Genomic DNA, 22,781 nt, shown 5'->3' on the forward strand with positions numbered 1-22,781 from the left:
AGAGATTTTTTATGCAACGAATTTGGGTAAGCGGATACCGGGCCTATGAATTGGCCGTCTTTGACCCTAATGACCCGAAAAAAAAGGTTATTCAATGGGTCTTAAGAAATTGGTTAATCCAGTGGCTTAACCAAACCGAGGAGGAATGTTGGTTGATTAGTGGGCCACAACTGGGTGTTGAGCAATGGGCACTAGAGGTTGGCCTAGATTTAAAGGAGAATTATCCCCACTTAAAGGTCGCAATGATGTTACCCTTTGCCGATTTTGCTGGGCACTGGAACGAAACTAACCAGGCTCGGTTGGCAACCTTAAAAGCAGCCGTCGACTTTAGCGCTGAAGTTTCACCACGACCCTATCAATCACCTAACCAGTTGCGAATGTATCAGCGCGTTATGTTTGAACATACTGACCGCCTACTGTTGGTTTATGATACGGACCAGGAAAATAATCCCAACCAAAAGAGTAAACCCTACTGGCTCTACAGAGCGGCTAAGCAATACCAGGAGGATTTTAAAGACTACCGGGTGGACTTTATTGATATGGATGCTTTACAGGAGGCTGCAGAGGAGTGGAGTCGTATCCAAGGGGAACAAAATTACGAAGAATAATCTTTAAGAAAGCGGTAAGGGTAAAATTTCCCCTTGAGTTTTAGACAACTTTTGGTAAAATAATAAAGGTATTGACCAGTCATAACTTAGTGAGATGAGGTGTTGAGATTGGATAACATTAAATTTACTCCCCAAGATATTCTGCATAAGCAGTTTAAGGAGAAGAGTATCGGGAAGGGTTACGATGTCGATGACGTTGATTCCTTCCTAGACGATGTTATTAAGGATTACGATACCTTCAATAAAGAAGTTAATCGCCTTAAAGATGAGAACGATCGTTTGAAGTCTAAGGTTGATGAATTAAACCGCCAAATGGAGGTTGGTTCATCAATCAGCTCCCGTTCGGCAGCCAGCCAACCGGTCTCATCTGCCACTAACATGGACGTTCTAAAGCGTTTGTCTAATTTGGAGCGGCGAGTTTTTGGTTCTCAGCTCGGTAACGATGAGAACGATTCTCACTTATTGTAATTGACCAATTGATTTCGATGCAGGCTTTGGGTAATTGAGCACGGCAACTGTCGTGTTAGGAAGGTCCATGCTCGCACGGGCTGTGATGCCCGTAGTGTTTGTGCTCGCTGAAAAAATAAGGCGGGGCACCGGTATATCCGGTGACGGCGGAAAAACGGGCTACGGTTTTAACTATGCCCTAGTATTCCTGAAAAGTGCCACAGTGACGAAGCATTAAGGGAAACCTTAATGGTGGAACGCGGTAAACCCCTCAAGCGGTAAACCCAAACTACGGTAGGGGAGCTTTGGATAGCGAACTGAAGCGATTCCAGGGGAGCGTATTTATACGCTGAGATAGATGATTACCACGGTTCGGTCTTGCCTGATGACCGGACTTTGACAAAACATGGCCTACAGAAGTCTGCATCCAGGCACCCGGGATTTATCCCGGGTTTTTTTGTACATAGGTAAGGAAACACATTTTTTAATGACGTAATGAATTACCCCTTTTGGTGTATCAAGGCCTAAAGGGTAGAATTAGCCTTCGTGAGTGAATCGATACCTGGGTTTTCAGTAAAGAATTCCGTGAGACGACTTGTGAAATAATGAGAAAATAATTATTTTTCGGTGAAGAATCAATGCCGAACTCTTCCTTGTCAAGCAGTGGCCTGGGTGCTTACAATAAAGTTATCGAATTGACGGGGGACATTATGACAGAGTTAATTAAGCAAATAAGTGGCCGGGAGGTGGTGGCGACCGACCTAACTCATCGCCACCTGTTGGTGGTTGGGCAAACTGGCAGTGGTAAGACGACAACCACCCTGGCCCTTTTATCGCAGCTTCAACGGGCCAACCAAACAGCGATTATCTTTGACCCTACCGGTGAATACGCTAAGCTGCCCAACGCGACTACTTACCGGCTGGGGGGAAATGCCTACCTGGATGCCGGATCCTTGAGTGCTGACCAGTTACTAATGGTTTTGGGCCTCGCTGGTGATGGGTGGCTGAAAGAAAAGGTCAGTACTGCAATCACCGCCCTTCGGATTCAGCAGAACGTACTTGCCAGCACTGGGGTATACCAAAAACGGGACCGCCAGACAAGAGAATTCGAGTCCCAGGTGGCTAAGCTGGATGACTGGACAAGCGGTTACGACATCACATGTTTAGCTGACCAGCTGGTGGAAGAAACGGTACGTCCCTACACCGATGAGCGAGCTAACTACCGGATGCTCGGTCAGGTTTATGATCGCTCGGTAATTAATAGTCACTGGGATCAGCTGGTTACTTTACGGGAGCGTTTAAATAACAAGGGAATGCGGCAATTATTTGGTACTGTAAAGACACCCGGTGTTGTTAAAACGGAGCTTAACTTTGTCTTGAAGATGTTTTTGGCTCAGCCAAGCAACCATAAAACCCTGGTACTTGATCTTTCAGCTCTCAAGTCCTTTGGGGCGGGTCAGCAAATGGTAATCTCAGTTCTATTAAGGCGTCTGCTGGAAGATCGTTTAGCAAAGCCAGGGCATTTTCCGGTTAGCATAGTGATTGACGAGGCGCACCGTTACCTTCCTTCAAAAGATGAAGATCTGGCCGCTAATGGGATCTTCCAGATTCTACGCGAGGGACGTAAGGTCAATCTGGCGATGGTCTTGACTACCCAGTCACCGCTGGATTTACCAGCTAAGCTTCGTTCCCAGTTTGCCGGGGCCTTGATTCACCGGCTAACCACCCCCGAAGAGTGGGCAGCGCTGGGGCTTACACCGCTTGATGTTCAGCTAGATACTGGCCAGGTGCTAGTAATTCAGGATGGACAAGAGGTTACAAGTGGGCGGGTTAACCTGCCGGACTGGTGGGAAGGAGGACAATTATGAGTTATGTTCAAGATATTCGCCGTCAGGTAGGGCACACTCCCTTAATTATGACTAGCGCCTCCGGAGCGCTGATTGAGGACGGTAAAATCTTACTCCAGGAGCGGGCTGATACAGGTGACTGGGGATTCCCCGGAGGTTATATGGAGTATGGTGATACCTTTAAAGACACCGTTTGCCGTGAATTCTTAGAGGATGCTGGTATCGCTGTTAATCCGGTTAAGTTGATTGCGATGCAAGATGATGATATTTACACCTATCCAAACGGCGATATAGTTCAACCTGTCAACGCTTTTTACCTAGTTGAAAGGGCGCACAGCGGTCATCAAAAACCGGACCAAGAAGAAACACTAACCACCCGCTTCTTTGACCCTGAACAGCCGCCCCACTTTTTCAACAGACAGCATGCTAAAATGTGGGATCTGGTGGTAGCCACCCTGACTAACTAGTGTGGTAAGATAGAAAGCAGACTGAAAAAAACGAGGTATGAAACGTGCAAAAATATCAGCTAATTGCCACGGCTGCTGCTGGAATTGAAGCCTTAGTGGGTAAAGAACTCCGTAACATGGGTTACCAAGTGGAGGTACAAAATGGCCGGGTACGCTTTGAGGGGACGACGGAAGACGTCTTAAAGACCAACGTCTGGCTCCGGTGTGCTGATCGGATTAAGATCGTCGTAGGTGAATTTGATGCCAAAACCTTCGATGAATTATTTGAACAGACCAAGTTGCTCCCCTGGGAAGACATCTTGCCATTAGATGCCAACTTCCCGGTTGAAGGGCGAAGTAAGAACTCCAAACTCCACAACGTGCCATCTGCCCAGGCGATTGTTAAGAAGGCGATTGTTGAAAAAATCTCCCAAGTTTACCATCGGCGGACACGCCTGGCCGAAACTGGCAGTGTCTATCCATTGGAAGTAGCAATCGCAAAGGACCACGTGCAGATCTTACTGGACACCACTGGTAGTTCCTTATTCAAGCGGGGGTACCGTAAAGCTAAGGGGGGTGCCCCGTTAAAGGAAAACATGGCTGCTGCTTTGGTCATGTTGGCCCATTGGTTCCCGGACAACCCCTTCGTGGACCCAGTCTGCGGGTCAGGGACAATCCCGATTGAGGCCGCTCTATTGGCCCACAACATTGCTCCGGGGCTTAACCGTAATTTTGCCTGTGAACGCTGGGTTAATCTGGTACCGGAAGGCCTATCCGATACGGTTCGTGATGCCGCCGAGGATGCTGCCGACTATGATATTGAATTGGATATCTGCGGCTATGATATTGATCAAAACATGGTTGATATCGCCAGGGAGAACGCCCGAGCGGCTGGGTTAAGCCAGGAAATTACCTTTAAGCAGCTGGCCGTTAAAGATTGGCACACCGATCAAATTAACGGGGTGATTGTTGCGAACCCGCCGTATGGTGAGCGGTTATCGGACCGGGAATCGGTTCGCGAGCTTTACCGGCAGATGGGCGAACTCTATCGGCCGATGACCACCTGGTCTAAGTATATCTTGACTGCCGATCTGGAATTTGAAAAGTTCTATGGGGCACCGGCTACCAAGAAACGTAAGCTTTACAATGGGGCCTTACGGACCGACCTGTTCCAGTACTGGGGTAAAAAAATCCGCTAAGAAAATATCAAAACGGCCACTCATACCATTTGGCGTGAGTGGCCGTTTTACTAAACCTTATTCAAAGCAAAGTAGACGTAGAGCCTCAGCGTAAATCCCCATCGTCTTAGCCATTGAAGAAAGTGACCACTGCTCGTTGGCCTGGTGCATGTAGTCTGGCACCCCAGGAAGCATCCCCCCGAAGGCCACGCAGTTGTGCATCGTTCGGGCAAAGGTAGCGCCTCCAGAGATCTGTGGTTTAGCGTTGGTATCACCGGTAACATCCTGGTAGACCTTCATCAGAGTCTTGACCAGTTTGCTTTCCTTTGAAACAAAGAGCGGGGCTAGGTAATCAAAGTGCTCGTAGGTCAGATCGAACGCCTTCACTTTTTGGCTGAGCCGTTTGATTAGTTTGTCGTGGTCGACAGTGACGGGAACCCGCATGTCGATTTGTAGGCGGGTTTCTTTTTCATTGACTTCAAAACTAGAGATGTTGAAGGTCAGGTGACCAGATTCATCAACAACCCGACCCAGCAGATTTTCACCAGTAGCATCCTCTAAAAAGCACTTACCGATTAGATCGAGGGGTAAGAAATCAAAGACATCATCTAAAGCGATGCACAGACGCAAAACAGCATTAACACCTTGTGGTGCGTTCATAGCGTGAACGGACTTACCTAGTACCGTAATCGAGTTCCCATGGTCTTTGTATTTGAAGCCGTGCTGGTCCAAGGCCGCCTTGACCTCGGTCAGTCTTGGACCAGCATAATCAGCCTTGGCAGGGACAGCATTCATGGCATTGTCCATGTGTAAGCTGAACTGGTCGGTTCCAGGTCCAACTAAGTAGGATTGCTGGAGCCCCTTTTCGGCGTAGGTAAGTGGAAACTCGGCATCCGGTGAGAATCCCATGTCAATTGGGGCTTCCTTTTCATTGTACTTAGCGATCCCGCGCCAGAGGATTTCTTCGTCGGTCCCGAAGATGAAACGAATCCGCTTGGTTGGAACCAGGCCGGCGTCTAAGAGTGATTTTAAGGCAAAGAGAGCAGCAATTGTCGGGCCCTTATCATCTTGGGTCCCGCGCCCGTAGATAAAGCCATCCTTGATGAGCGGGGTAAAGGGAGCGGTTGACCATGAGGTTAAATCGCCAGCCGGGACGGTATCCAAGTGGCCAATTACACCAAAGATCTCTTTGCCTTCACCAATTTCGGCATAGCCGTAGTAGCCCTCAGGGTCTTCGTAGGTGTGCATTCCTAGCCGGTCGCATAGGGCCATCATTTGGTTAAGGGCCAAGTGGATGCCCTTACCGAAGGGGGCTTTCGGGGCGGGAGACTGGTTGTATGACGGTTGGGCCACTAATTCTTGTAAAGCCTTGATAGCTTCTTCCATGATTTGGTTGGTAATGTATTTAGACATAGATATTAGCCCTCCTTATATAACGGCTAGGATTGCCAGAAAGGCGATCGTGGCGATGAATAGGTACACCATCAAACGGAATGACCACTTCCACCAGGTCATCAAGCTAATGTGTGAAATAGCTAGTGCCGCCATTACAACTCCGGAAGTTGGAGTAACCAAACCGACCCAGCCGGCTGCGGCCTGGTAGGCGGTGATCACGAGTGAGCCAGAGACGTGGGCGAAATTACCCAACGGCCCCATGATTCCCATTGTGGCGGCCGCTAAGCCAGAAGTCGATGGGATTAAAAAGGACATCGGTACATAGAAGATGAAAGTCAAGATAATAAAGACTGACTGGGAAACGTGGGCAAGGCCAGTTTCACCCGCGTGCAAGATGGTGGCAGTGATTAACCCGTTGTTCATTATTACTTGTAGCCCCCGGGCAACGGCAACAATCATGGCAACCGATACAAAGTCGCTCATCCCACTCATGAAGGCGTCAATAAAGATATTTTCTTTCATGTGGCAGACCCACATTACGACGACGGACATAACTAAGAATAGCATCGTAATTTCGGAGAAGTACCATGTCCCAAGCGGGGCGATATCGTGTCCCAATAGGGTCCCCAGCAGAGGAACATTTTCAAGCCAGGTGGTCATTTTTTTAAAGAAGGTAAAGTGCCTATTTAAGCTGGTCCATGGCACCAGGCCGATGATCATGATTACAAAGGTGGTCAAGAACAGCCAGATCACGGTTTTTTGCCGGCTAGTCATTGGTTCCAAGTCGTTGGTGCGTTCATCGATGTTAAAGGACTTCCAATCCTCTTCACGCTGGGCGTAAACATAAGACTTGGCGGGATTCTTTTGAATTTTAGCGGCATAGTGCATTACAAAGACAATTGCGATCACATCAACGATCACAAAGAAGATGACCCGTGATAAGAGGCCATCCCCGGGGGAGATCCCCAGCGTTTGAGAGGCAACCCCAGTGGCAAATGGGTTAACAGTTGAGGCCATGTTTCCGACTGAGGTACCAACCAGGGCCAGGGCAACGGCGACGATGGAGTCAAAGCCACAGGCCATCATTACTGGAATTAAGAGTGGGTAAAAGGCAACCGTTTCTTCGGACATCCCATAAGTGGAGCCCCCGAGGGCAAATAGGGTCATCAGAATCGGGATCAGAACCCTTTCGCGTCCCTTGTAGCGGTTGACAATCGAAGAGATCCCGGCGTCAAGGGCCTTAGTTTTGTTGACAACGCCCAAAAATCCCCCGATTACAAGGATGAAGAGCGAAACAGAGATCGCCCCATCGGTATTCTTATCCCCGATCATCCCAAGTACTGGTGACATCATAACGTCCCAGAGACCCTGAGGATTGGACTTAACCGTATGATAGGTATTTGCGATCAGATTTCCACTGGAATCGGTCGAGTATTTCCCGGCCGGGATGAACCAACTTAGAATTGCAACGATAGTGATGATGATAAACAAAATGGTGAAGGCGGACGGCATCTTGAAGCGGTACCGTTCGTTTTTTACTCTAGTTTGCAAAATCAACACCTCCTTTATTTAATGAATGTATTTCCATACTTAATTATATATGAACATAAAGGGATGCCGTAAGACCGTTAAAAACTTCCTCACTAAAATAGTGAGAGGATGCTAAGAGATGATTAAAGGCTCGTGAATGCGGTTAATTAATTTTTTAAAATAAGTTGGTGGTGATCCTCGAAGAGCTTAGCTACCTGGAGCAAATAGCCTTCTTGCCCTTTACCAGCCACTAATTGGATCCCGAGGGGGAGCTTTGCTTTAGTGAGATGAGTTGGTAGGCTGATTGCTGGTTCCCCGGTCAGGTTGGCCTGCTGGGTGAAGGGGGAGTGGGCTAACGCTGGCAACCACTGGTCGAAGATAAACTGTTGCTGAGCACGTGGGCTCAAAGAATCGATATCTTTCATCTGAGCAATTTGAGAATCGGAGACCATTGGCGAATCGATCCGCGGAGCAACCTTGGCAGTGGTGGGCGTCAGGATTAGTGGATAAGTCTCGTGCAAGGTTGCTATCTGGTAGCCAGCATGGTCCCAGACGTTGAGGGCCTTACTGTAGCTAGCTGCTGAAATATGACATCCAGTCCGGTACAGGGCCCAGGTTAAGGGTTCCATATCGTCGACGGTTACCGCCCGACCTAGTGCGGCCTCGATTTGATTAAACATCGCTGCCGTCTCGCCCTCGTTCATTAAGTAGTAGGCGTTGATAAGCTGGCGGCCATCGGTAGGGATTGTAACCTCCTCAACTTCAAAGCCCGCCTGAGCCAGGAAGGCGGCTGCCTTTAAGACGGCGTTAACGGCTTCGGTATCAACCGGGGTACCAACGGGTGACTTAATGGTATAGCCTACTCGGCACGGGCGCAGGGGCTTACCAAGTTGGGAGACAAAGGACGGTTCTTGCAACGGTACCTGGAAGACGGCTGCCGGCTGGAGGGCTTGTAAGACGTCGAGTAGGCGGGCGGTGTCTTCGACGGAGCGAGTAATCGCAAAGTTGCTAGCCGCCCCTTGCCAGGAGCGCCAGTCGTTTGGCCCGGTTACTATCCGGCCCCGGGTTGGTTTAAGGCCAATTGTGCTAGTCCAAGAGGCGGGGATCCGAATCGAGCCCCCACCATCACTAGCCGCAGCAATTGGAACCATTTTGCTGGCCACCGCTGCACCGGCCCCGCCTGAGGAGCCGCCAGGGTAATAGTCTAAGTTCCATGGGTTGTGGGCATCGCCGTACATCTGAGAGTCGGTGATGTTTTTAAAGCCAAACTCCGGGTAGTTAGTCTGGCCTAAGACGATGAAACCAGCCTTAACTAGGGCCTTGGTGAAATTTTCGCTTTCCTTGGCTACCTGATTCCTGAAGAGGATGTTACCGTTAGTGGCGGGTAAATCCTTGAAGTGCTGACCCAATCCCTTTAAGAGTAAGGGGATTCCGAAGAAGGGCTGACCACAATCAGTTAATCGTTCAGCATCCCTTAGAGCTGCTTCTTCACGCAGTGAGATAACCGCATTTAAGTCTGGGTTTTTCCTTTTAATCTGTTGTAGGCTTGCTTCAACTAATTCACGCGGACTAATCCGCTTTTGGCGCACGGCTTGGACCATTTCCGTAGCCGTCAGTGCTAATAAGTCGGTTGACAAGATGATCACCCCTTGTGGTTTTTGTTTAGTATAGGGTCAATTAGTAAGGAGGGTAAAGTAAAAAAATTACTCGACTAACTCAAAAGAAACCGTTTCCGCTTGGTGGTTGAAAATAGGCAGCGCCCCTTCTATGATGAATGTACTTTACGAGAGGGGATGGACCAAAAGTGAATACATTTTTAAACGCAATCTCAATTCCCGGCTTCTTTGACGCTAAGCTGGCCTTTGATTCGCTATCCACCATTTTAAGTGGGCTACCGATGTCGCTGTTTTTGTTAGTAGTTTGTTTTGTCTTGGCTAACCTGTTAGGAATCGTAATCATGCTAATGCGTGTCTCACCGTTACGGCTCCTGTCGTGGCCAGCTCGCTTTTACATCTCATTTTTACGGGGGATTCCGATGCTGGTAATCCTCTTTATCACATACTTTGGCTTAAACATGGCGGCGCTTCCGGCGGCAATCTTTTCATTTACGATTGTTCCGGCCGCCTTCATTGCCGAGTACTACCGCTCAGCCTTCTTGGGGGTTGATGAGGGGCAATTCGAGGCTGCCCGTTCCTTAGGCCTACCTTACCGCACCATGATTATTAGCGTAATCTTACCCCAGGCCTTTCGGATTGCCTTACCGTCACTTGGTAACGTTATGCTCGACCTTTTTAAGGGGACGTCTTTAGCGGCTATGATCACGGTTAGTGAGATGTTCATGAAGGCCAAAGTTGTTGCCGGGGCCGCTCAGGATTATATGTCGATTTACATTGTAGTGGCAGTTATTTATTGGCTGGTCTGCTGCCTTTTGTCCTTTGTCCAGGGCAGGTTGGAAAAACGCTTAGCCACCTGGAGCCGCGAACAGGCTGGTTAGTAACTTAATTACAAAGACACAATTGACCAGACTGTCATTTAGTTAAAATTAATAAAAATAACGCCCATCTAATGTCTATTTCGGCGCTATCGGTGATCTAGCTCTTTCTTATTTTCGATTATTTTGTGAAATCAGCCTTGTGAAACCGCTTTACTGGTGTTATCTTGTGATTAGCAATTGTTTAGTTATTTTTAGTATGAGGTAATAAAATGTTTTCTAAATTAAAGAAAATGATCGAATTAAGTTTGATCATCATGATTGGAGTTGGGTTAACGGCCTGCGGCAAGGGTCAGGATCAAAAGGCGGCCGACCAAAAGACCATCACAGTCGCAACGTCAGGGACCTTGTACCCAACTTCTTATCATGACTCCAAGACGAAGAAGCTGACCGGGTATGATGTTGAGGTGATCCGGGCCGTGGCTAAGGGGCTTCACAAGAAGGTCGTTTTCAAGGAATATAATGTTGATGGCCAGCTGACTGCTGTTAAAACTGGTAAAGCTCAAATGGCGGTTAATGACTTTGCCATTTCACCGTCTCGGCAAAAACAATTCCTAATGTCAACGCCGATCAAGTACAGTTTTAACTCCCTGCTGGTCCGTAAGGGTGATCAATCAGGTATTCACTCCTGGGCGGATATTAAGGGTAAAAAGGCGGCGGGAGAGGCTGGCACTAACTACCAACGGTTGGCCCAACAGTTAGGGGCGCAACTGGTTAATTACGATAACGTTTCTAATGATGTTTACCTGAAGGGCGTTCAAAGCGGTAAGACTGACTTCATCATGAATGATTACTACCTACAAAAGTTAGCCCTGGCTGCATCCCCAAACTCCGGTCTTGAGATCGATCCGGACATGTACTTCACCACTAACGAAGATGGTGATGGCGAAGGAATCATCATTAATAAAAAGGATAAGGCCCTACAAAAAAGGGTTAATAAGGAACTGGCCCAACTTAAAAGGAATGGGACCCTCTCCAAATTGGCTAAGAAGTTTTACGGTGATGACGTCACCAAGAAGCCGAATATCAAGAACCTTAAGTACTTCAAGATTTCTAGTGAGTACAAGGGCGAATAAAAAAGAGTCTTGCTTACTATTTGTTAGTGGCGTATGGTAGGTATAGTTAGAAAATGTAAAAAACTTCAAGGAGGATTAATCGTGAAGGAAGAACTATTAAACCTAGCTAAGCAACGCCGTTCTATTTATGCCCTAGGTAAGACTGTCGACTTCGATAAAAACGAACTTACTGCTTTGATCAAGGAAGCAATGAAGGCCGCCCCGTCGGCCTTTAATTCCCAGACGACTCGGGCCATAATTGCCTTTGGTGATTCTCACGACCAAGTATGGGAAATCGTTCGCAAAGCCTTGCGTGATGTTGTTAAAGATGATAATGCCTTTGCACAAACCAGTGCTAAAATCGATACCTTTAAAGTGGCCTTTGCAACGGTATTATATTTTACTGACATGGATGTTGTTCACAACTTAGAAAAACAATTCCCATCTTATGCTGATAACTTCTACGACTGGTCCGAACAGGCAATGGGCAATGCGAACTTCGCTGTTTGGACAGCCTTGGCAGAAAATGGTCTTGGTGCCAACTTACAACACTATAACCCGCTGATTGATGATGCTATTCACCTAGCATTTGACGTACCAGCTTCATGGCGTTTACGGGCCGAAATGCCATTTGGTTCCGTTGAGGCTCCAGCTGGTGAAAAAGAATTCATGGATGATGCCGATCGCTTCAAGGTTGCTGACTAAAATTAATGATAAAACGGGCACGATCAAACTGTTGAGAGTTGATCGTGCCCGTTTTGTCGTTAAGAGAAAAAAGGGTAAAATAATTCTGAAATTCTAGTCGTAGGCGACCAGAATTAACCTTTAACCAGTCGGATTTGGTATAATAAAACTGTTTAGTGTTAATTCGCTAGCATGTGGTTGAGGGCTTGATTTGCAAGCGTATGCGCACCGCGGTTTTGTCCTTCACTGACCCACTGGGTAACCACCGTTGGAAAGGTGTCAATCAGCGTTAAAAGCTGGTCTAATTCCTTTTGGTAGTGTTTAGCATAGCCTTTGCCAATTGCATCGGCTACTAACCGGCTGTCAGTGTAGTATATGACTACCTGATCAGTGCCAAAGCGCTCGCTTAGGTCGGAAAAAGCGGCGATGGCCGCGGCAAATTCACCATGATGGTTGTCGGCCAGCTTCAGGCTAGCATTTTGTTGACTTTGCTTGCCATCTGTTACAATTAGCCAGCCCAGTCCGGTCGGACCAGGGTTGCCCTTGGTGGCAGCATCGGAATATAACTTAATCATTACAATACCTCATATGAAAGAAGAGAAGACTTTGGAAGAACAAAAACGTTATTTTTACCAGCAGGATCCTACCACGTCGGTGATTTCGTGGTCCTGGACCTTTATCATCCTAATTATCGGGGTGGTTGTTTGGCTTGAAATTACCCACTTCCAGTGGATTACAGCAGCCTTTTTAGCAGCCTTCCTGGCAATTACCGTCCTGGCAATTTTTAGGCGGACAATGACGGTGAAAAAAGATGAAATCGTCTTTAACCGGATCCTGCAAAAGGAGTATATGGTGGTGCCTTTAAATGAAATCCGCCAGCCCCGCTTTACTCGTCACACCCTGTCAATTACGGTCCGGGGGGAAGTGATGACCTTTACTTTTAGTAACCGGTCAATCAATTCACTTAGAGCCATCTTAACCGATGCAACTAAGCAGGGGCAAATGGAAAGCGAGGATGCCTAGTGCTTTACTACCTCTTGTTGATCATTGTTTTAATCGGGTTGGATCAGTTCGTCAAGTGGTGGATAACGGCGCACTTAGCGGTTGGGGCTGTTCACGGATTTATTCCCGGCTTAATAGCCTTGACTAACCTACACAATGATGGGGCGGCCTGGAGCATTTTAGAGGGCCAGCAGTGGTTTTTTTATTTGATCACGGTGGTGGCTGTCGTTGCAATCTGCTATTTGATGAGGCGCTGGCGAAATAATCGGTTAAAGATGATCACCCTTTCGTTAATTATGGCTGGGGCACTGGGAAACTTCATTGATCGCCTCCACCAGCACTACGTCGTTGACATGTTTGATCTTTTGCCGATCAATTTTCCGGTCTTTAATATTGCCGACGTCTGTCTTACCATCGGGGTGGTCACTTTAATCATTATTATCCTAAAGGAGGATTAAGTTGGATCAAGATGTACAAACCCTCACTGTTACGGCGGGGATGACCGGACGGATCGACAAGGAATTGGGACACCACTTTCCCCAGTATTCGCGCTCACAGCTAAAGCGCTGGATTGATGACGGCACGGTTACGGTTAACGGTCAGTCGGTTAAGGCAAAGTACCAACTTCACGAAGGTGATGAGGTGACTGTTAAGCCCGAAGCACCAGTTGAAATTGAGCTGGAGCCTGAAGACATTCCCTTAGACATTGTCTACGAAGATGGGGATGTCATCGTGGTCAACAAGCCCCAGGGAATGGTGGTGCACCCCGCTCCGGGTCACCCCAATCATACCCTAGTCAATGCCCTAATGTACCACGCTCCCTTATCGTCAATTAATGGGGAGTTCCGGCCGGGGATTGTCCACCGGATTGACAAGGATACTTCAGGACTCTTAATGGTGGCTAAAACTGATCGTGCCCACCGCTCATTGACGGCTCAGTTAAAGGAAAAGAGTAACCAGCGTGAGTATGTAGCCCTAGTCCATGGGGTGATTAACGAAAACGAAGGGCTTATAGATGCCCCACTGGCCCGCTCACCTAAGGACCGGAAGAAGCAGGCGGTGGTGATTAACGGGCGGAACGCCGTTACCCACTTCAAGGTGCTCAAGCGCTACCAGCATTATACCCTGGTTTCCTGCCGGCTTGAAACTGGGCGTACCCATCAGATTCGAGTTCATATGAAATACATCAATCATCCCCTGGCTGGCGACCCCTTGTACGGGCCGCGTAAAACTTTACCGGGTAAGGGGCAGTATCTACACGCCCGCTTACTGGGCTTTAAGCATCCGGTAACCGGCGAAGAAATGACCTTTACGGCCCCCTTACCAGCTGACTTTAAAAAGATGTTGGCTTACTTGGACCGTACGGACACACCAAAAGAATAAGTTTGATGAGGGAGGGATCCTGAATGGTAAAGCGGTACTTAATATTGGAAGATGGAACGGTGTTTGAAGGCACGGGCTTTGGTGCACCGGCCGTTACCTTTGGTGAGATTGTTTTTAACACAGCTATGGCAGGTTACCAAGAAATTATCACCAATCCCATTTACCACAATCAAATCGTGGTCTTTACCCAGCCCAATGTAGGTAACTCCCTGGTTCGTTCCAATGTTTACGAATCAATCGAACCTCCGATTAAGGGGGTTGTGGTACGTGATCTGGCTAACATTACGGCCAAGAAGGGGCGTCATCGGATGACCTTGGACCAGTACCTCAATTCGATCAACGTCCCTGGCATCACTAATATTGACACGCGGGCTCTGATTCGTAAGCTGCGTAAACTTGGTGGGACCGTTCGGGGGTCAATCGTTCCCGTTGCTGATGACCATGCTTTTGACCAACTACATGCCACGGTTTTGATCAGTCAGCAGGTGGCCCAGGTGGCTACACCCAAACCATACCCCAACCCGGGGGTCGGTCGTTCGATCGTGGTGATCGATTTCGGCCTTAAAAATGGGATCCTACGTGAACTATCACGGCGCAAGTGTAATATCACCGTTTTGCCATATACGGCCACAGTTGAGCAAATTATGCGCCTAGACCCAGACGGGGTGGTTTTATCATCGGGTCCTGGTGACCCTCACAGTTTAAAAAAATCGGTGATCAAGATGATTCAAGAACTCCAGGAGCGGGTGCCACTATTTGGAATTGGTTTGGGGCATGAGCTATTTGCAATGGCTAACGGAGTTCAGGTGGCTCAAGTTCCGGTTGAAATTCACGGGATGAATCACCCAATCAAAGAAATTATTACCGATCACGTGGTCTACGCTAGTCAGGGTGCTGGTTTCCAAATCAAACGTGAGTCGGTTAATCGTGAGAACCTATTTATTACCTACGTTGATATGTTAACAGGGGCCGTGCAAGGCTTACGCCACCGCCGGTATCCAGCATTTTCAGTGCAATTCTTTCCGGATGGGGCACCAGGGCCGGACGAAACGGACCCGCTCTTTGATGAGTTCATGGAAATGACGTGGGGCAAAGAGGAGGATTAAGATGACGGCGGTATTAATCATTGGAGCGGGGGCTGATGACCTTCAGCATGGCGGTGAATTAGACCAGGCAACCCTTGAGATCGCGGTAGCCTTAAAGAAACACGATCTTGAAACAGTTTTAATCGATGATAATCCCTTTTCCTTCACCCTTGATGAACAAGAGGTAATTGACCACGCCATTTTGGCCCCCTTAGAGGTTGAACAAGTGGTGGAACTAATTGAAAAATATGCTCCGACCATGATCATTCCAACCCTGGGAAGTCGTAAAGCCTTTGAGCTTGTGCAAGCGGTCAGTGAGACCGGAATTATTCAGGAGCGGGGAATCCATTTTTGTGGGGTTCCCGAAGCAACCATCCGCCAGGTTAATAATCCGGTACTAATGTCGCAGACTCTTAAGCAACTGGGAGCTCCAACAAAGATGATCAAGACGGTTAGCGATTACCATGGGGCCGTTGAGCTAGTAGATCAGGTTGGTTATCCCGTGATTGTGCGGGCGGCCTTACCAAAAAAGCAGGCCCCGCGCCGGATAGTTCATGATCCTCGGGAGCTGCAACAGGCTGTTTCAGCTGCCATTCAGGAGTCCCGCGCTAGCCAGGTAATGGTCCAACAATCCCTAGCAGGCCTCAAGGAAATTGAGGTCCTGGTAATGCGCGATGCTTCCGGGACGATGATGAACCTGGCGATGGTTGAGAATTTAGACCCAATTGGCATTCATGCCGGTGACTCCATCGCCGTCACGCCGGCCCAGACGTTGATGGATCGGGAAATTCAAGATATTCGTGACGTTGCCTTCGCCATCACGAGGCGACTGCGTATTGTTGGGATCAACCACGTTCAATTTGCCTTAGATCAAGAGCATCAGCGTTTTTACGTAATTAAAAATTCACCTTATTTTGACCGACTAGCCAGTTTTGTGGAGGCGGCCACCGGTTATCCGGTTGCAACCGTGTGTGGCCACCTTTATGCAGGACAGCTGTTAAGTAATATTAAACTGGGCCATGATTATCCGCGCCACTTAGCCTTAACCGAGCCGGTGATGGACCGGACCGCCGTACGATTGCCAACCTTTCCGATTGAGAGCCTACCGGGGCAGCGTTGGGAACTGCGGACTGAAAAGCAGTCGGTTGGCTCGGTGATTGGGGTTGGACGCTCCTTTTTAGAGGCAATCATCAAGGGGTCGGCGGCCTACTACACCCCAACTAATGAGCGACTCTTAAAAGAAATTGCTGCTTTTTCGGATGAGCGACTCGACGAACGGTTGATCCATCCCTGTCCGCACCGGTTGCTAACCCTACTGGAAGCTCTTTTGCGGGGGTATTCTTCTGACGAACTGACAGAATTAACCAAGATTGACCGTTATTATTTTGACCAGCTAAAGCGGGGGACCACTTTGGTTAAACGCCTTCAAGAAAAACCAGGATCGCTTGAGCTACTGAAGCAAGCGAAGTACTGGGGGCTTTCTGATGACCAAATTGCCCAGTCTTGGAAAATCAGCGTCAAAAAGGTGGCTGCACTGCGGGAGGAAAATCAATTCCACCGGGTATTTAAGGAGGTTGATCCATCGGCGGGTGAGTTTGATGTACACACTAATCACTTTTATGCCACCTTTGAGGTTGAGAACGAAAGTAGCGTTATTAGGGGCTCCCGAGCACTAATTGTGGGCGACGGTCCCCGTAAGCTTGGTAATAGCACTGCCAATGACTATGTCTTGGGGATGGTGGCAAGGGAGCTCAGACGCCATCAGTTCCGGGTAGTTTCTCACATCAATAACCCTAACTCACTATTGTTGACCCGGCACCTAAGCGACAAGGTCTATTTAGAGCCGCACACGGCGGAGGCAGTAGCTGCCATTGCCCGGCTGGAGCAGCCTGATTATGCCTTTATTCCGGTTGGCAAGCAAAACCTGAAGTCAGCCATTAATGCGGTTAGCCCAGCAACTAAGGTAGTCATAATTGAAGCAATGCAGACGCCCCAAAATTTTGTTTCAAGCATTCCAACGCTAGAGTTTAACGCCCTTTTTGACGGCCAGGTCGTATACCAGTTAGGGGTTACCGGGGAACTAAAGGACCAGGGGGTTGGTAAGTACCAAACCTTGGCGAAGCGGTATCCAGCTCACCTGGAAAAGGGATTGGCGACGAAGGTGACAACGATCAGTGATCAAGTAATTAGCCAGCAAACCACTCCGGGGCTCTATCAAGTCCTCTATCAAGTTGATCGACTGGCTGAGGGGATTCACGAAGAGGTTCAGCCTCTGACCGCTCCGGACGTGGCCTTTATGACCAAGGCGTTAGGATTAAATCTAACTGCCATCTGGGTTCGATTAATGATTGGAAACTTTTCCGGCCAGTTCCTAGTCAAGGCTAGTCATGTAAACACTAGTTACCCGGATGTCATCTATCGGGCCCACTTTCCATATGCTGACTACCACTTAACTAATCAAAAATCCCGTCCAGCCACGGTTATTGGAGCACAAATCGAACGAGCCTAACAATATCAGGTTGACTAGTCATAGGAAAAGGGCGGTGACAGTTTGAAGTGCTCAGATTCTTAGATTTATACCTAAGAATTCTAGGATACTTCATTTTAGTCATCGCCCTTTTGAATCTAAATAGGGAGCTTGAAAGTAAGACCGCCTAATCCTTTAGTAGCTTTGGAGTAACAGACAGTGTTTTTTGGCCCCTAAACGTTACAAAACCAGGCTTAGCGCCATTGGGTTTATGGAGACGCTTGACAGGGAGGTAGTCGACGGGAACATTGTCCGAATCACGGCCCTTAGAAAAGTAAGCAGCCAGTTGGGCAGCCTCTAAGATAACCTCGTCGTTAGGGTTAGCGTTGCGTAAGACAACGTGGGAGCCAGGGATGTCCTTGACGTGAAACCAGAGATCGTTTTTATTAGCAATTTTAAAGCTTAGGCGATCGTTTTGAAGATTGTTTTTGCCGACAAGGATCTCAGAACCATCGCTTGTGTGGAAAAGCTCGGGCTTGGCGGGTTGAATTTTGCGCTGCTTTTTGCCCTTTTGGCGTCGTACCCTTAGGTAACCTTGCTGCTCGAGTTCCAGTCGGATTTCCTGGACATCGGCGGGAGAGGCGATGTTGATTTGGCTAATGATGTTTTCGAAGTAGTTGATCTCACTATTGGCAATCGCTAGTTGCTCCTGATCGTAAGCAACACTGGCCTTGAGCTTGTTATAGCGGGTGAAGTAACGTTGGGCGTTACGTGACGGCGATAACTCGGGGGCTAGTTGGATCTTAAGGGGGCGGTTTTCGTCGTAGAAGTTAGGTAGCTCAATCTCTGTCATCCCAGGTTTTAGCTGACCTAGGTAGGTTGTTAAAAGCTCGCCTCGGATGCGGAAATCATCAGCTGTTTCAGCGGCGGCCAACTCCTGGTTCAACTTCTTAACTTTCCGCCGGTCCTTTTTAAGTTCATTGTTGGCGATTTTGAGGACTTGGCCGGCTAACTCCTTAGTCCGATCGTGTTCGGCCTTAGCGGCGTAGTAACCGTCTAATAATGCAGAAAGGGTGTCAAAATGGGTGATGGTAAGTCCGGTTGTATCTAAGGGCATAAAAGCTTCAAAGCGTTGCTTACCCTGCTTGTCTTCGATCAGAACCGGTTCGGGGTGTTCGAAGTGGCGTAAGAAGCCCTCGTAAGCGGTCGGTAAATTATTAGCAGCCAGCATTTCGGCAGCTAATTCCTGGGCACTATCCGTCCCAAAACCTTGGTACTGGTGCTGTAAAGCCCTTGCTAGTTTAGCCGGGTCGTCTTTAAATTGCTTGAATAGGGCCGGGTAGTGTTGGTTGGGGAGGTAGGGGTTGGTCCGGTCTTGCTTAGGAGGCATCCGGAAGAGGGCGCCTGGTAAAAGTAAACGGACTCGGTTTTGGTCGGAACCAACGTGCTTGATTGTATCAATGATCTTACCAGTTTCTTGGTTAACCAAGGAGATGTTGCTGTGGCGGGCCATAATTTCGATAACCAGCTTGAGGTGCTGGGTGTCGCCAAGTTCGTCGCGGGTCGTAAAGGAAAACTCGATAATTCGGTCGTTATCAACCTGACTGATTGAATCAATCAACGCCCCTTCTAAGTACTTTCGTAGTGTCATGGCGAATTTGGATGGTACCGCCGGGTTCTTGTATGGGACGGCAGTAATTTGAAGCCGGGGGTAGGTGGGATTGGCTGAAATCAAGAGCGGATGGTTCTTACGATTAGCCCGTACCACCATCACCATTTCGGCGGGGTAGGGCTGGTTGATCCGGGCGACACGTCCCCCAGTAAGTAACTGACTAAGTTCATGCACCATGGCGTGGGTGAAAAGACCGTCAAATGACATATAAATTCCTCGCTTCCGAATCAAAAATTAGTGAACTCATTAATTATACAATTCTTGTTCCCTGAATGCGAATTGCAGGGCCGCAACAATTGTATTTAAAGGGTATCTATGGTATTTTGATACTTACGGGATTGACAAAGTCCCCTGCAATTATTCAAATTTAAATTCAACTTTTTATGATGGAGGTTACTGCCATGAAGATTGCTGTTGTTACCGACAGCACGGCCTACCTTTCCGAAGAGGAAGTGAAGGCCAATAATATTTTTGTGGTGCCAATTCCCCTGATCATTGATGGTCAGAGCTACCGCGAGGGAGTTGACATTACCAACGATGAGTTCTATCAAAAACTTGCTGAATCGGCATCCTTTCCATCAACTTCTCAGCCCCCGCTGGGTGAGTTAATGGAACTGTACCAGTCCTTAGCCGATCAGGGTTATGATGCTGTTATTTCGATTCACTTAACCAGCGCCATTTCTGGCCTAATGAACACCGTTACTCAGTTAGCTGAGGAAATGAAGGACACAATCAAAATTGTTCCTTTTGATTCTCACCTAACCATCCGAATGATGGGATATTTAGCCCTTGAAGCGGCTAAGCTAGCCGCCCAGGGGGATGATTTGGATGACGTAGTGAAAAAGATCAGTGAATATCGGGAAACTTTCAACAATGTCTTTGTGGTTGACGACCTACAGAACCTTGTGCGGGGCGGCCGTTTATCAAATGCCTCTGCTTTTGTTGGGTCGATCTTAAAGATAAAACCCCTTTTAACTATGCACACGGCCAACTATGCAATTGAAGCCTTTGAAAAGGTTCGTTCGATGAAAAAGGCCAGGTTACGCTGTGAGCAGATCTTTGAAAATGATATTGCAAAGCTTGATTACCCGGTGCGGGCGATGGTCGTTCACGCTAACGCCGAAGAGGCGGGGCGTGAGTGGATGGCTAAACTCAGCCAAGCTCATCCTGACGTGTCCTTTGAACTGAGTTACTTCGGGCCCGTAATTGGAACTCACTTGGGACAAGGAGCGTTAGCAATCACCTGGATGCAAGACACACGAAAGAAGCCGTTAGCATGACAAACGAAGTTCGTGACTGGTTGATTTCCCTTACCTGCCTGGTCTTAATGGTAGCTGTCTCTTTTGTTCAATGGCACTTTGCCCTTCCCATGGGGACGATGGGCATCATTGAGGTTGGCGGGGCAATTGGATTAGCGGCGATGATTGGGGTCGGTCTGTTTAAGGGCGGAATTGTGTTGGTCGCAGGTTCTTTGATTATGATGTTGATAGGAACGGCCGACTGGAGTCTAGCTTTGACTCTGTTAGTGTTAGCCCTAGCCATTTCGGCCATAGTTGGCTGGCGAATGCCCCTTGATATCCACTTGAGCGTCAACCAGGGGATTACCTTGGGGCTAATTATCGGCCTCGTTTTCTTGATTACCCGGTTACTGTTGACAGTTCTGTATGCTTACTTATTAACCAGCAACTGGCAAATATCCTTTGGCTTCGGAAAATTTGCCCTGGCTCCAGACCTACTAGCGGCTCTCTTGTATACGGCCATCGTTCCTTTAGTGGGACTTGGGTTACGTCACTTTACCGAGCACATTGATTCAAACGGGTCAGGCACGCCAAGTGGTTCCGTTGAGATTAATTTAGGCACCAAAAAAGAAGATCGTTCAAACCAGAAGTAATTTATAAAAAAACCGCGGTCGAGCCGCGGTTTTTTTTAGGAGGGATTAGAATGAAAATTGTGATTTCCCCGGCCAAGCAGATGGCAATCAAAGAAGATGTACCAGTGGCGCCACGCCCAATCCGATTTACCCGTCAGGTTGCAGAAATTATGGCGGATTTGAAGGGGCGTACCCCAGCTCAGTTACAGAAACTATGGAAGTGTAGTGACCGTTTAACCAATGAAAACTTTATCCGGGTACAGAGTTTTGACCTGGCAAAATTAGGAACTCCAGCGGTAATGGCTTATACGGGCATTCAATACCAATCAATTGGGGCGGAGGTGTTGACAGACCAAGGGTTGATCAACTTAGATGAGCGTCTCTACATCTTATCGGGCCTTTACGGCTTGTTAGGTGCCTTTGACGGGATCTTGCCCTATCGTCTGGAAATGGGGGCTAAAGGTGAGATTGCGGGGAAAAAGGACCTCTACCACTTTTGGGGTGCCTGCCTTTACCAAGCACTTTTTCACGACCAAGATTTGGTTTTGAATTTGACGTCTAAGGAATATGGTAAGGCAATTATCCCTTACCTAACACCAGGGGACCGTTGGGTAACAGCCTTATTCAAGCAAAACAAAAACGGTCGCCTGGTTCAACAAGCGACCGCGGTTAAGCAGGCCCGGGGGTCGATGGTTCGTTACTTAGCCTTACAAGATCAGGTGGACCTTGCGTACGTTCAGGGCTTTACAGTCGGTGGCTATGCATATCATCCGGAACTTTCCAAGGAGACAGAGTTGGTGTTTGTTAAGGACTAGCCTAGCGCTCGGCATTCCACTCTGCATCAAATTCGGCTAGGTAATCCAGCATCGCCTGTTGGCGGTGAACGGCGATTTCTTTAGCTACTGGGGTATTGAGCATCCCGGCTAACTTAAGCAGCTTCTCGTGGAAGTGGTTAATGATTGTTTCGTGGCTAAGATTACGGTATTCATCCTTAGTCAGGTTGGTGCGTGGTGGTATAGTTGGGTCGTAGATAACTTGGCGGTACTTACCACCGTAATAAATAGCTCGGGTAATACCAATTGCCCCAATGGCGTCCAGCCAATCGGCGTCTTGAACGATTTGACCGGCCAAGGAGAGAGTCGGGCGCCCACCGTCTAAAGTACTTGCAAACGACATCTGAGAGATTATGGCTAGGATTTCGTCAATCGTGTGGCTAGGTAAGTCGAGCAGGGTTAGAAAGGAACGCACCTCTTCTTTTGCGGTGTTAACGTCGTCAACCAGTTTATCATCGATTGTGTCGTGTAGGTAAGCGGCTGCGACCGGAATGAAAGGAGCGACGCCCATCTGGTTGGCAATTCGTTGGGCCATTTTAACCACCCGTTGTAAGTGATTAAAATCATGGCCGCTGGTGTCATTACCGAGCTTATCCTTAGCAAAGGCAGCGATTTGGGTGAGTTGGGTTTGTGAGTCCATGAAAACCTCCGAAAAGTTAGTACCATCACCATAAGCCCTTGATGAAATTCACGCAAGGGGTTTTCATTGATATATTATGGGCTGGATACCCGTCACTTTAGTGATGGGAGGAAAGCCCCCACTCAAGCACCTACGGTGCTTCTTTTTT

The 22,781-nt window shown here is 48.2% G+C and carries 22 protein-coding genes and 1 other RNA gene; 17 read left to right on the forward strand and 6 right to left on the reverse strand.

Annotation, left to right across the window (positions count from 1 at the left end):
• Nucleotides 1-11 precede the first annotated feature (11 nt).
• From AOQ57_RS06185 to AOQ57_RS06210, 6 genes are all read left to right on the forward strand, one after another.
• On the forward strand, nucleotides 12-608 hold the full coding sequence (locus AOQ57_RS06185; protein ID WP_093626248.1) for an SLOG family protein: 597 nt from the start codon (nucleotides 12-14) through the stop codon (nucleotides 606-608).
• Between the two features lie 108 nt (nucleotides 609-716).
• The gene (gene gpsB, locus AOQ57_RS06190) at nucleotides 717-1,076 is read left to right on the forward strand and encodes a cell division regulator GpsB (RefSeq protein ID WP_174498197.1); all 360 of its coding nucleotides are present in this window, start codon (nucleotides 717-719) and stop codon (nucleotides 1,074-1,076) included.
• A gap of 22 nt (nucleotides 1,077-1,098) precedes the next feature.
• Nucleotides 1,099-1,474: RNase P RNA component class B (gene rnpB, locus AOQ57_RS06195), an RNA gene on the forward strand.
• A gap of 291 nt (nucleotides 1,475-1,765) precedes the next feature.
• Complete coding sequence (locus AOQ57_RS06200; protein ID WP_235789018.1) at nucleotides 1,766-2,923, forward strand: ATP-binding protein; 1,158 nt, start codon at nucleotides 1,766-1,768, stop codon at nucleotides 2,921-2,923.
• A complete protein-coding gene (locus tag AOQ57_RS06205; RefSeq protein ID WP_093626254.1) occupies nucleotides 2,920-3,369 on the forward strand; it encodes an NUDIX hydrolase in 450 nt (149 codons plus the stop codon). The genes AOQ57_RS06200 and AOQ57_RS06205 overlap by 4 nt, the downstream gene beginning before the upstream one ends.
• A 44-nt stretch (nucleotides 3,370-3,413) precedes the next feature.
• Nucleotides 3,414-4,547, forward strand: a complete 1,134-nt coding sequence (locus AOQ57_RS06210; RefSeq protein ID WP_093626256.1) for a THUMP domain-containing class I SAM-dependent RNA methyltransferase — start codon at nucleotides 3,414-3,416, stop codon at nucleotides 4,545-4,547.
• 57 nt (nucleotides 4,548-4,604) lie between these two features.
• On the opposite strand, the gene AOQ57_RS06215 is transcribed toward AOQ57_RS06210, so the two are convergent.
• The 3 genes from AOQ57_RS06215 to AOQ57_RS06225 all read right to left on the reverse strand — a co-directional run bounded on the left by AOQ57_RS06215 (nucleotide 4,605) and on the right by AOQ57_RS06225 (nucleotide 9,097).
• Nucleotides 4,605-5,939, reverse strand: coding sequence for a M20 family metallopeptidase (locus AOQ57_RS06215; RefSeq protein WP_093626258.1), 1,335 nt, complete (start codon nucleotides 5,937-5,939; stop codon nucleotides 4,605-4,607).
• 15 nt (nucleotides 5,940-5,954) lie between these two features.
• The gene (locus AOQ57_RS06220; RefSeq protein ID WP_093626289.1) at nucleotides 5,955-7,433 is read right to left on the reverse strand and encodes a YfcC family protein; all 1,479 of its coding nucleotides are present in this window, start codon (nucleotides 7,431-7,433) and stop codon (nucleotides 5,955-5,957) included.
• Between the two features lie 185 nt (nucleotides 7,434-7,618).
• Entirely contained in the window at nucleotides 7,619-9,097 is a 1,479-nt protein-coding gene (locus AOQ57_RS06225) for an amidase (protein ID WP_093626260.1), read from the reverse strand.
• 158 nt (nucleotides 9,098-9,255) lie between these two features.
• Here AOQ57_RS06225 and AOQ57_RS06230 point away from each other — a divergent pair, with 158 nt between their 5' ends.
• The 3 genes from AOQ57_RS06230 to AOQ57_RS06240 all read left to right on the forward strand — a co-directional run bounded on the left by AOQ57_RS06230 (nucleotide 9,256) and on the right by AOQ57_RS06240 (nucleotide 11,702).
• Nucleotides 9,256-9,945: an amino acid ABC transporter permease gene (locus AOQ57_RS06230; protein WP_093626262.1), complete on the forward strand. Its 690-nt coding sequence runs from the start codon at nucleotides 9,256-9,258 to the stop codon at nucleotides 9,943-9,945.
• A gap of 209 nt (nucleotides 9,946-10,154) precedes the next feature.
• Complete coding sequence (locus tag AOQ57_RS06235) at nucleotides 10,155-11,018, forward strand: transporter substrate-binding domain-containing protein (RefSeq protein ID WP_093626264.1); 864 nt, start codon at nucleotides 10,155-10,157, stop codon at nucleotides 11,016-11,018.
• A gap of 81 nt (nucleotides 11,019-11,099) precedes the next feature.
• Nucleotides 11,100-11,702, forward strand: coding sequence for a nitroreductase family protein (locus tag AOQ57_RS06240; RefSeq protein WP_093626266.1), 603 nt, complete (start codon nucleotides 11,100-11,102; stop codon nucleotides 11,700-11,702).
• 158 nt (nucleotides 11,703-11,860) lie between these two features.
• Here AOQ57_RS06240 and AOQ57_RS06245 read toward each other — a convergent pair whose 3' ends face one another.
• A complete protein-coding gene (locus AOQ57_RS06245) occupies nucleotides 11,861-12,256 on the reverse strand; it encodes a ribonuclease HI family protein (RefSeq protein WP_093626268.1) in 396 nt (131 codons plus the stop codon).
• 13 nt (nucleotides 12,257-12,269) lie between these two features.
• On the opposite strand from AOQ57_RS06245, the gene AOQ57_RS06250 reads away from it, so the two are divergent.
• From AOQ57_RS06250 to AOQ57_RS06270, 5 genes are read left to right on the forward strand one after another with little or no spacing between them, the layout of a single operon-like run.
• On the forward strand, nucleotides 12,270-12,704 hold the full coding sequence (locus tag AOQ57_RS06250) for an EbsA family protein (RefSeq protein ID WP_093626270.1): 435 nt from the start codon (nucleotides 12,270-12,272) through the stop codon (nucleotides 12,702-12,704).
• Nucleotides 12,704-13,141, forward strand: a complete 438-nt coding sequence (gene lspA / locus AOQ57_RS06255) for a signal peptidase II (RefSeq protein WP_093626272.1) — start codon at nucleotides 12,704-12,706, stop codon at nucleotides 13,139-13,141. Before AOQ57_RS06250 ends, lspA begins: the two co-directional genes overlap by 1 nt.
• A gap of 40 nt (nucleotides 13,142-13,181) precedes the next feature.
• Complete coding sequence (locus AOQ57_RS06260) at nucleotides 13,182-14,066, forward strand: RluA family pseudouridine synthase (protein ID WP_439950841.1); 885 nt, start codon at nucleotides 13,182-13,184, stop codon at nucleotides 14,064-14,066.
• Between the two features lie 23 nt (nucleotides 14,067-14,089).
• Entirely contained in the window at nucleotides 14,090-15,172 is a 1,083-nt protein-coding gene (locus tag AOQ57_RS06265) for a carbamoyl phosphate synthase small subunit (protein WP_093626275.1), read from the forward strand.
• A 1-nt stretch (nucleotide 15,173) separates the two neighbouring features.
• Entirely contained in the window at nucleotides 15,174-17,660 is a 2,487-nt protein-coding gene (locus tag AOQ57_RS06270; RefSeq protein WP_093626277.1) for an ATP-binding protein, read from the forward strand.
• A gap of 145 nt (nucleotides 17,661-17,805) precedes the next feature.
• Here the strand turns inward: AOQ57_RS06270 and AOQ57_RS06275 are convergent, their stop codons facing one another.
• On the reverse strand, nucleotides 17,806-19,497 hold the full coding sequence (locus tag AOQ57_RS06275; RefSeq protein ID WP_093626279.1) for an NFACT RNA binding domain-containing protein: 1,692 nt from the start codon (nucleotides 19,495-19,497) through the stop codon (nucleotides 17,806-17,808).
• Nucleotides 19,498-19,691: 194 nt separating this feature from the next.
• Between AOQ57_RS06275 and AOQ57_RS06280 the strand changes: the two genes are divergently transcribed.
• Genes AOQ57_RS06280 through yaaA form a run of 3 tightly spaced genes read left to right on the forward strand, consistent with a single transcriptional unit; the run spans nucleotide 19,692 to nucleotide 21,975 of the window.
• Entirely contained in the window at nucleotides 19,692-20,570 is an 879-nt protein-coding gene (locus AOQ57_RS06280) for a DegV family protein (RefSeq protein WP_093626280.1), read from the forward strand.
• Nucleotides 20,567-21,181, forward strand: coding sequence for a hypothetical protein (locus AOQ57_RS06285; protein WP_093626282.1), 615 nt, complete (start codon nucleotides 20,567-20,569; stop codon nucleotides 21,179-21,181). Before AOQ57_RS06280 ends, AOQ57_RS06285 begins: the two co-directional genes overlap by 4 nt.
• Nucleotides 21,182-21,231: 50 nt before the next feature.
• On the forward strand, nucleotides 21,232-21,975 hold the full coding sequence (yaaA, locus tag AOQ57_RS06290; protein ID WP_093626284.1) for a peroxide stress protein YaaA: 744 nt from the start codon (nucleotides 21,232-21,234) through the stop codon (nucleotides 21,973-21,975).
• Between the two features lies 1 nt (nucleotide 21,976).
• Here the strand turns inward: yaaA and AOQ57_RS06295 are convergent, their stop codons facing one another.
• Nucleotides 21,977-22,633, reverse strand: coding sequence for an HD domain-containing protein (locus AOQ57_RS06295; protein WP_093626285.1), 657 nt, complete (start codon nucleotides 22,631-22,633; stop codon nucleotides 21,977-21,979).
• Between the last annotated feature and the right edge of the window lie 148 nt (nucleotides 22,634-22,781).

This window comes from Limosilactobacillus gorillae (genome assembly GCF_001293735.1).
GTDB classification, from domain to species: domain Bacteria; phylum Bacillota; class Bacilli; order Lactobacillales; family Lactobacillaceae; genus Limosilactobacillus; species Limosilactobacillus gorillae.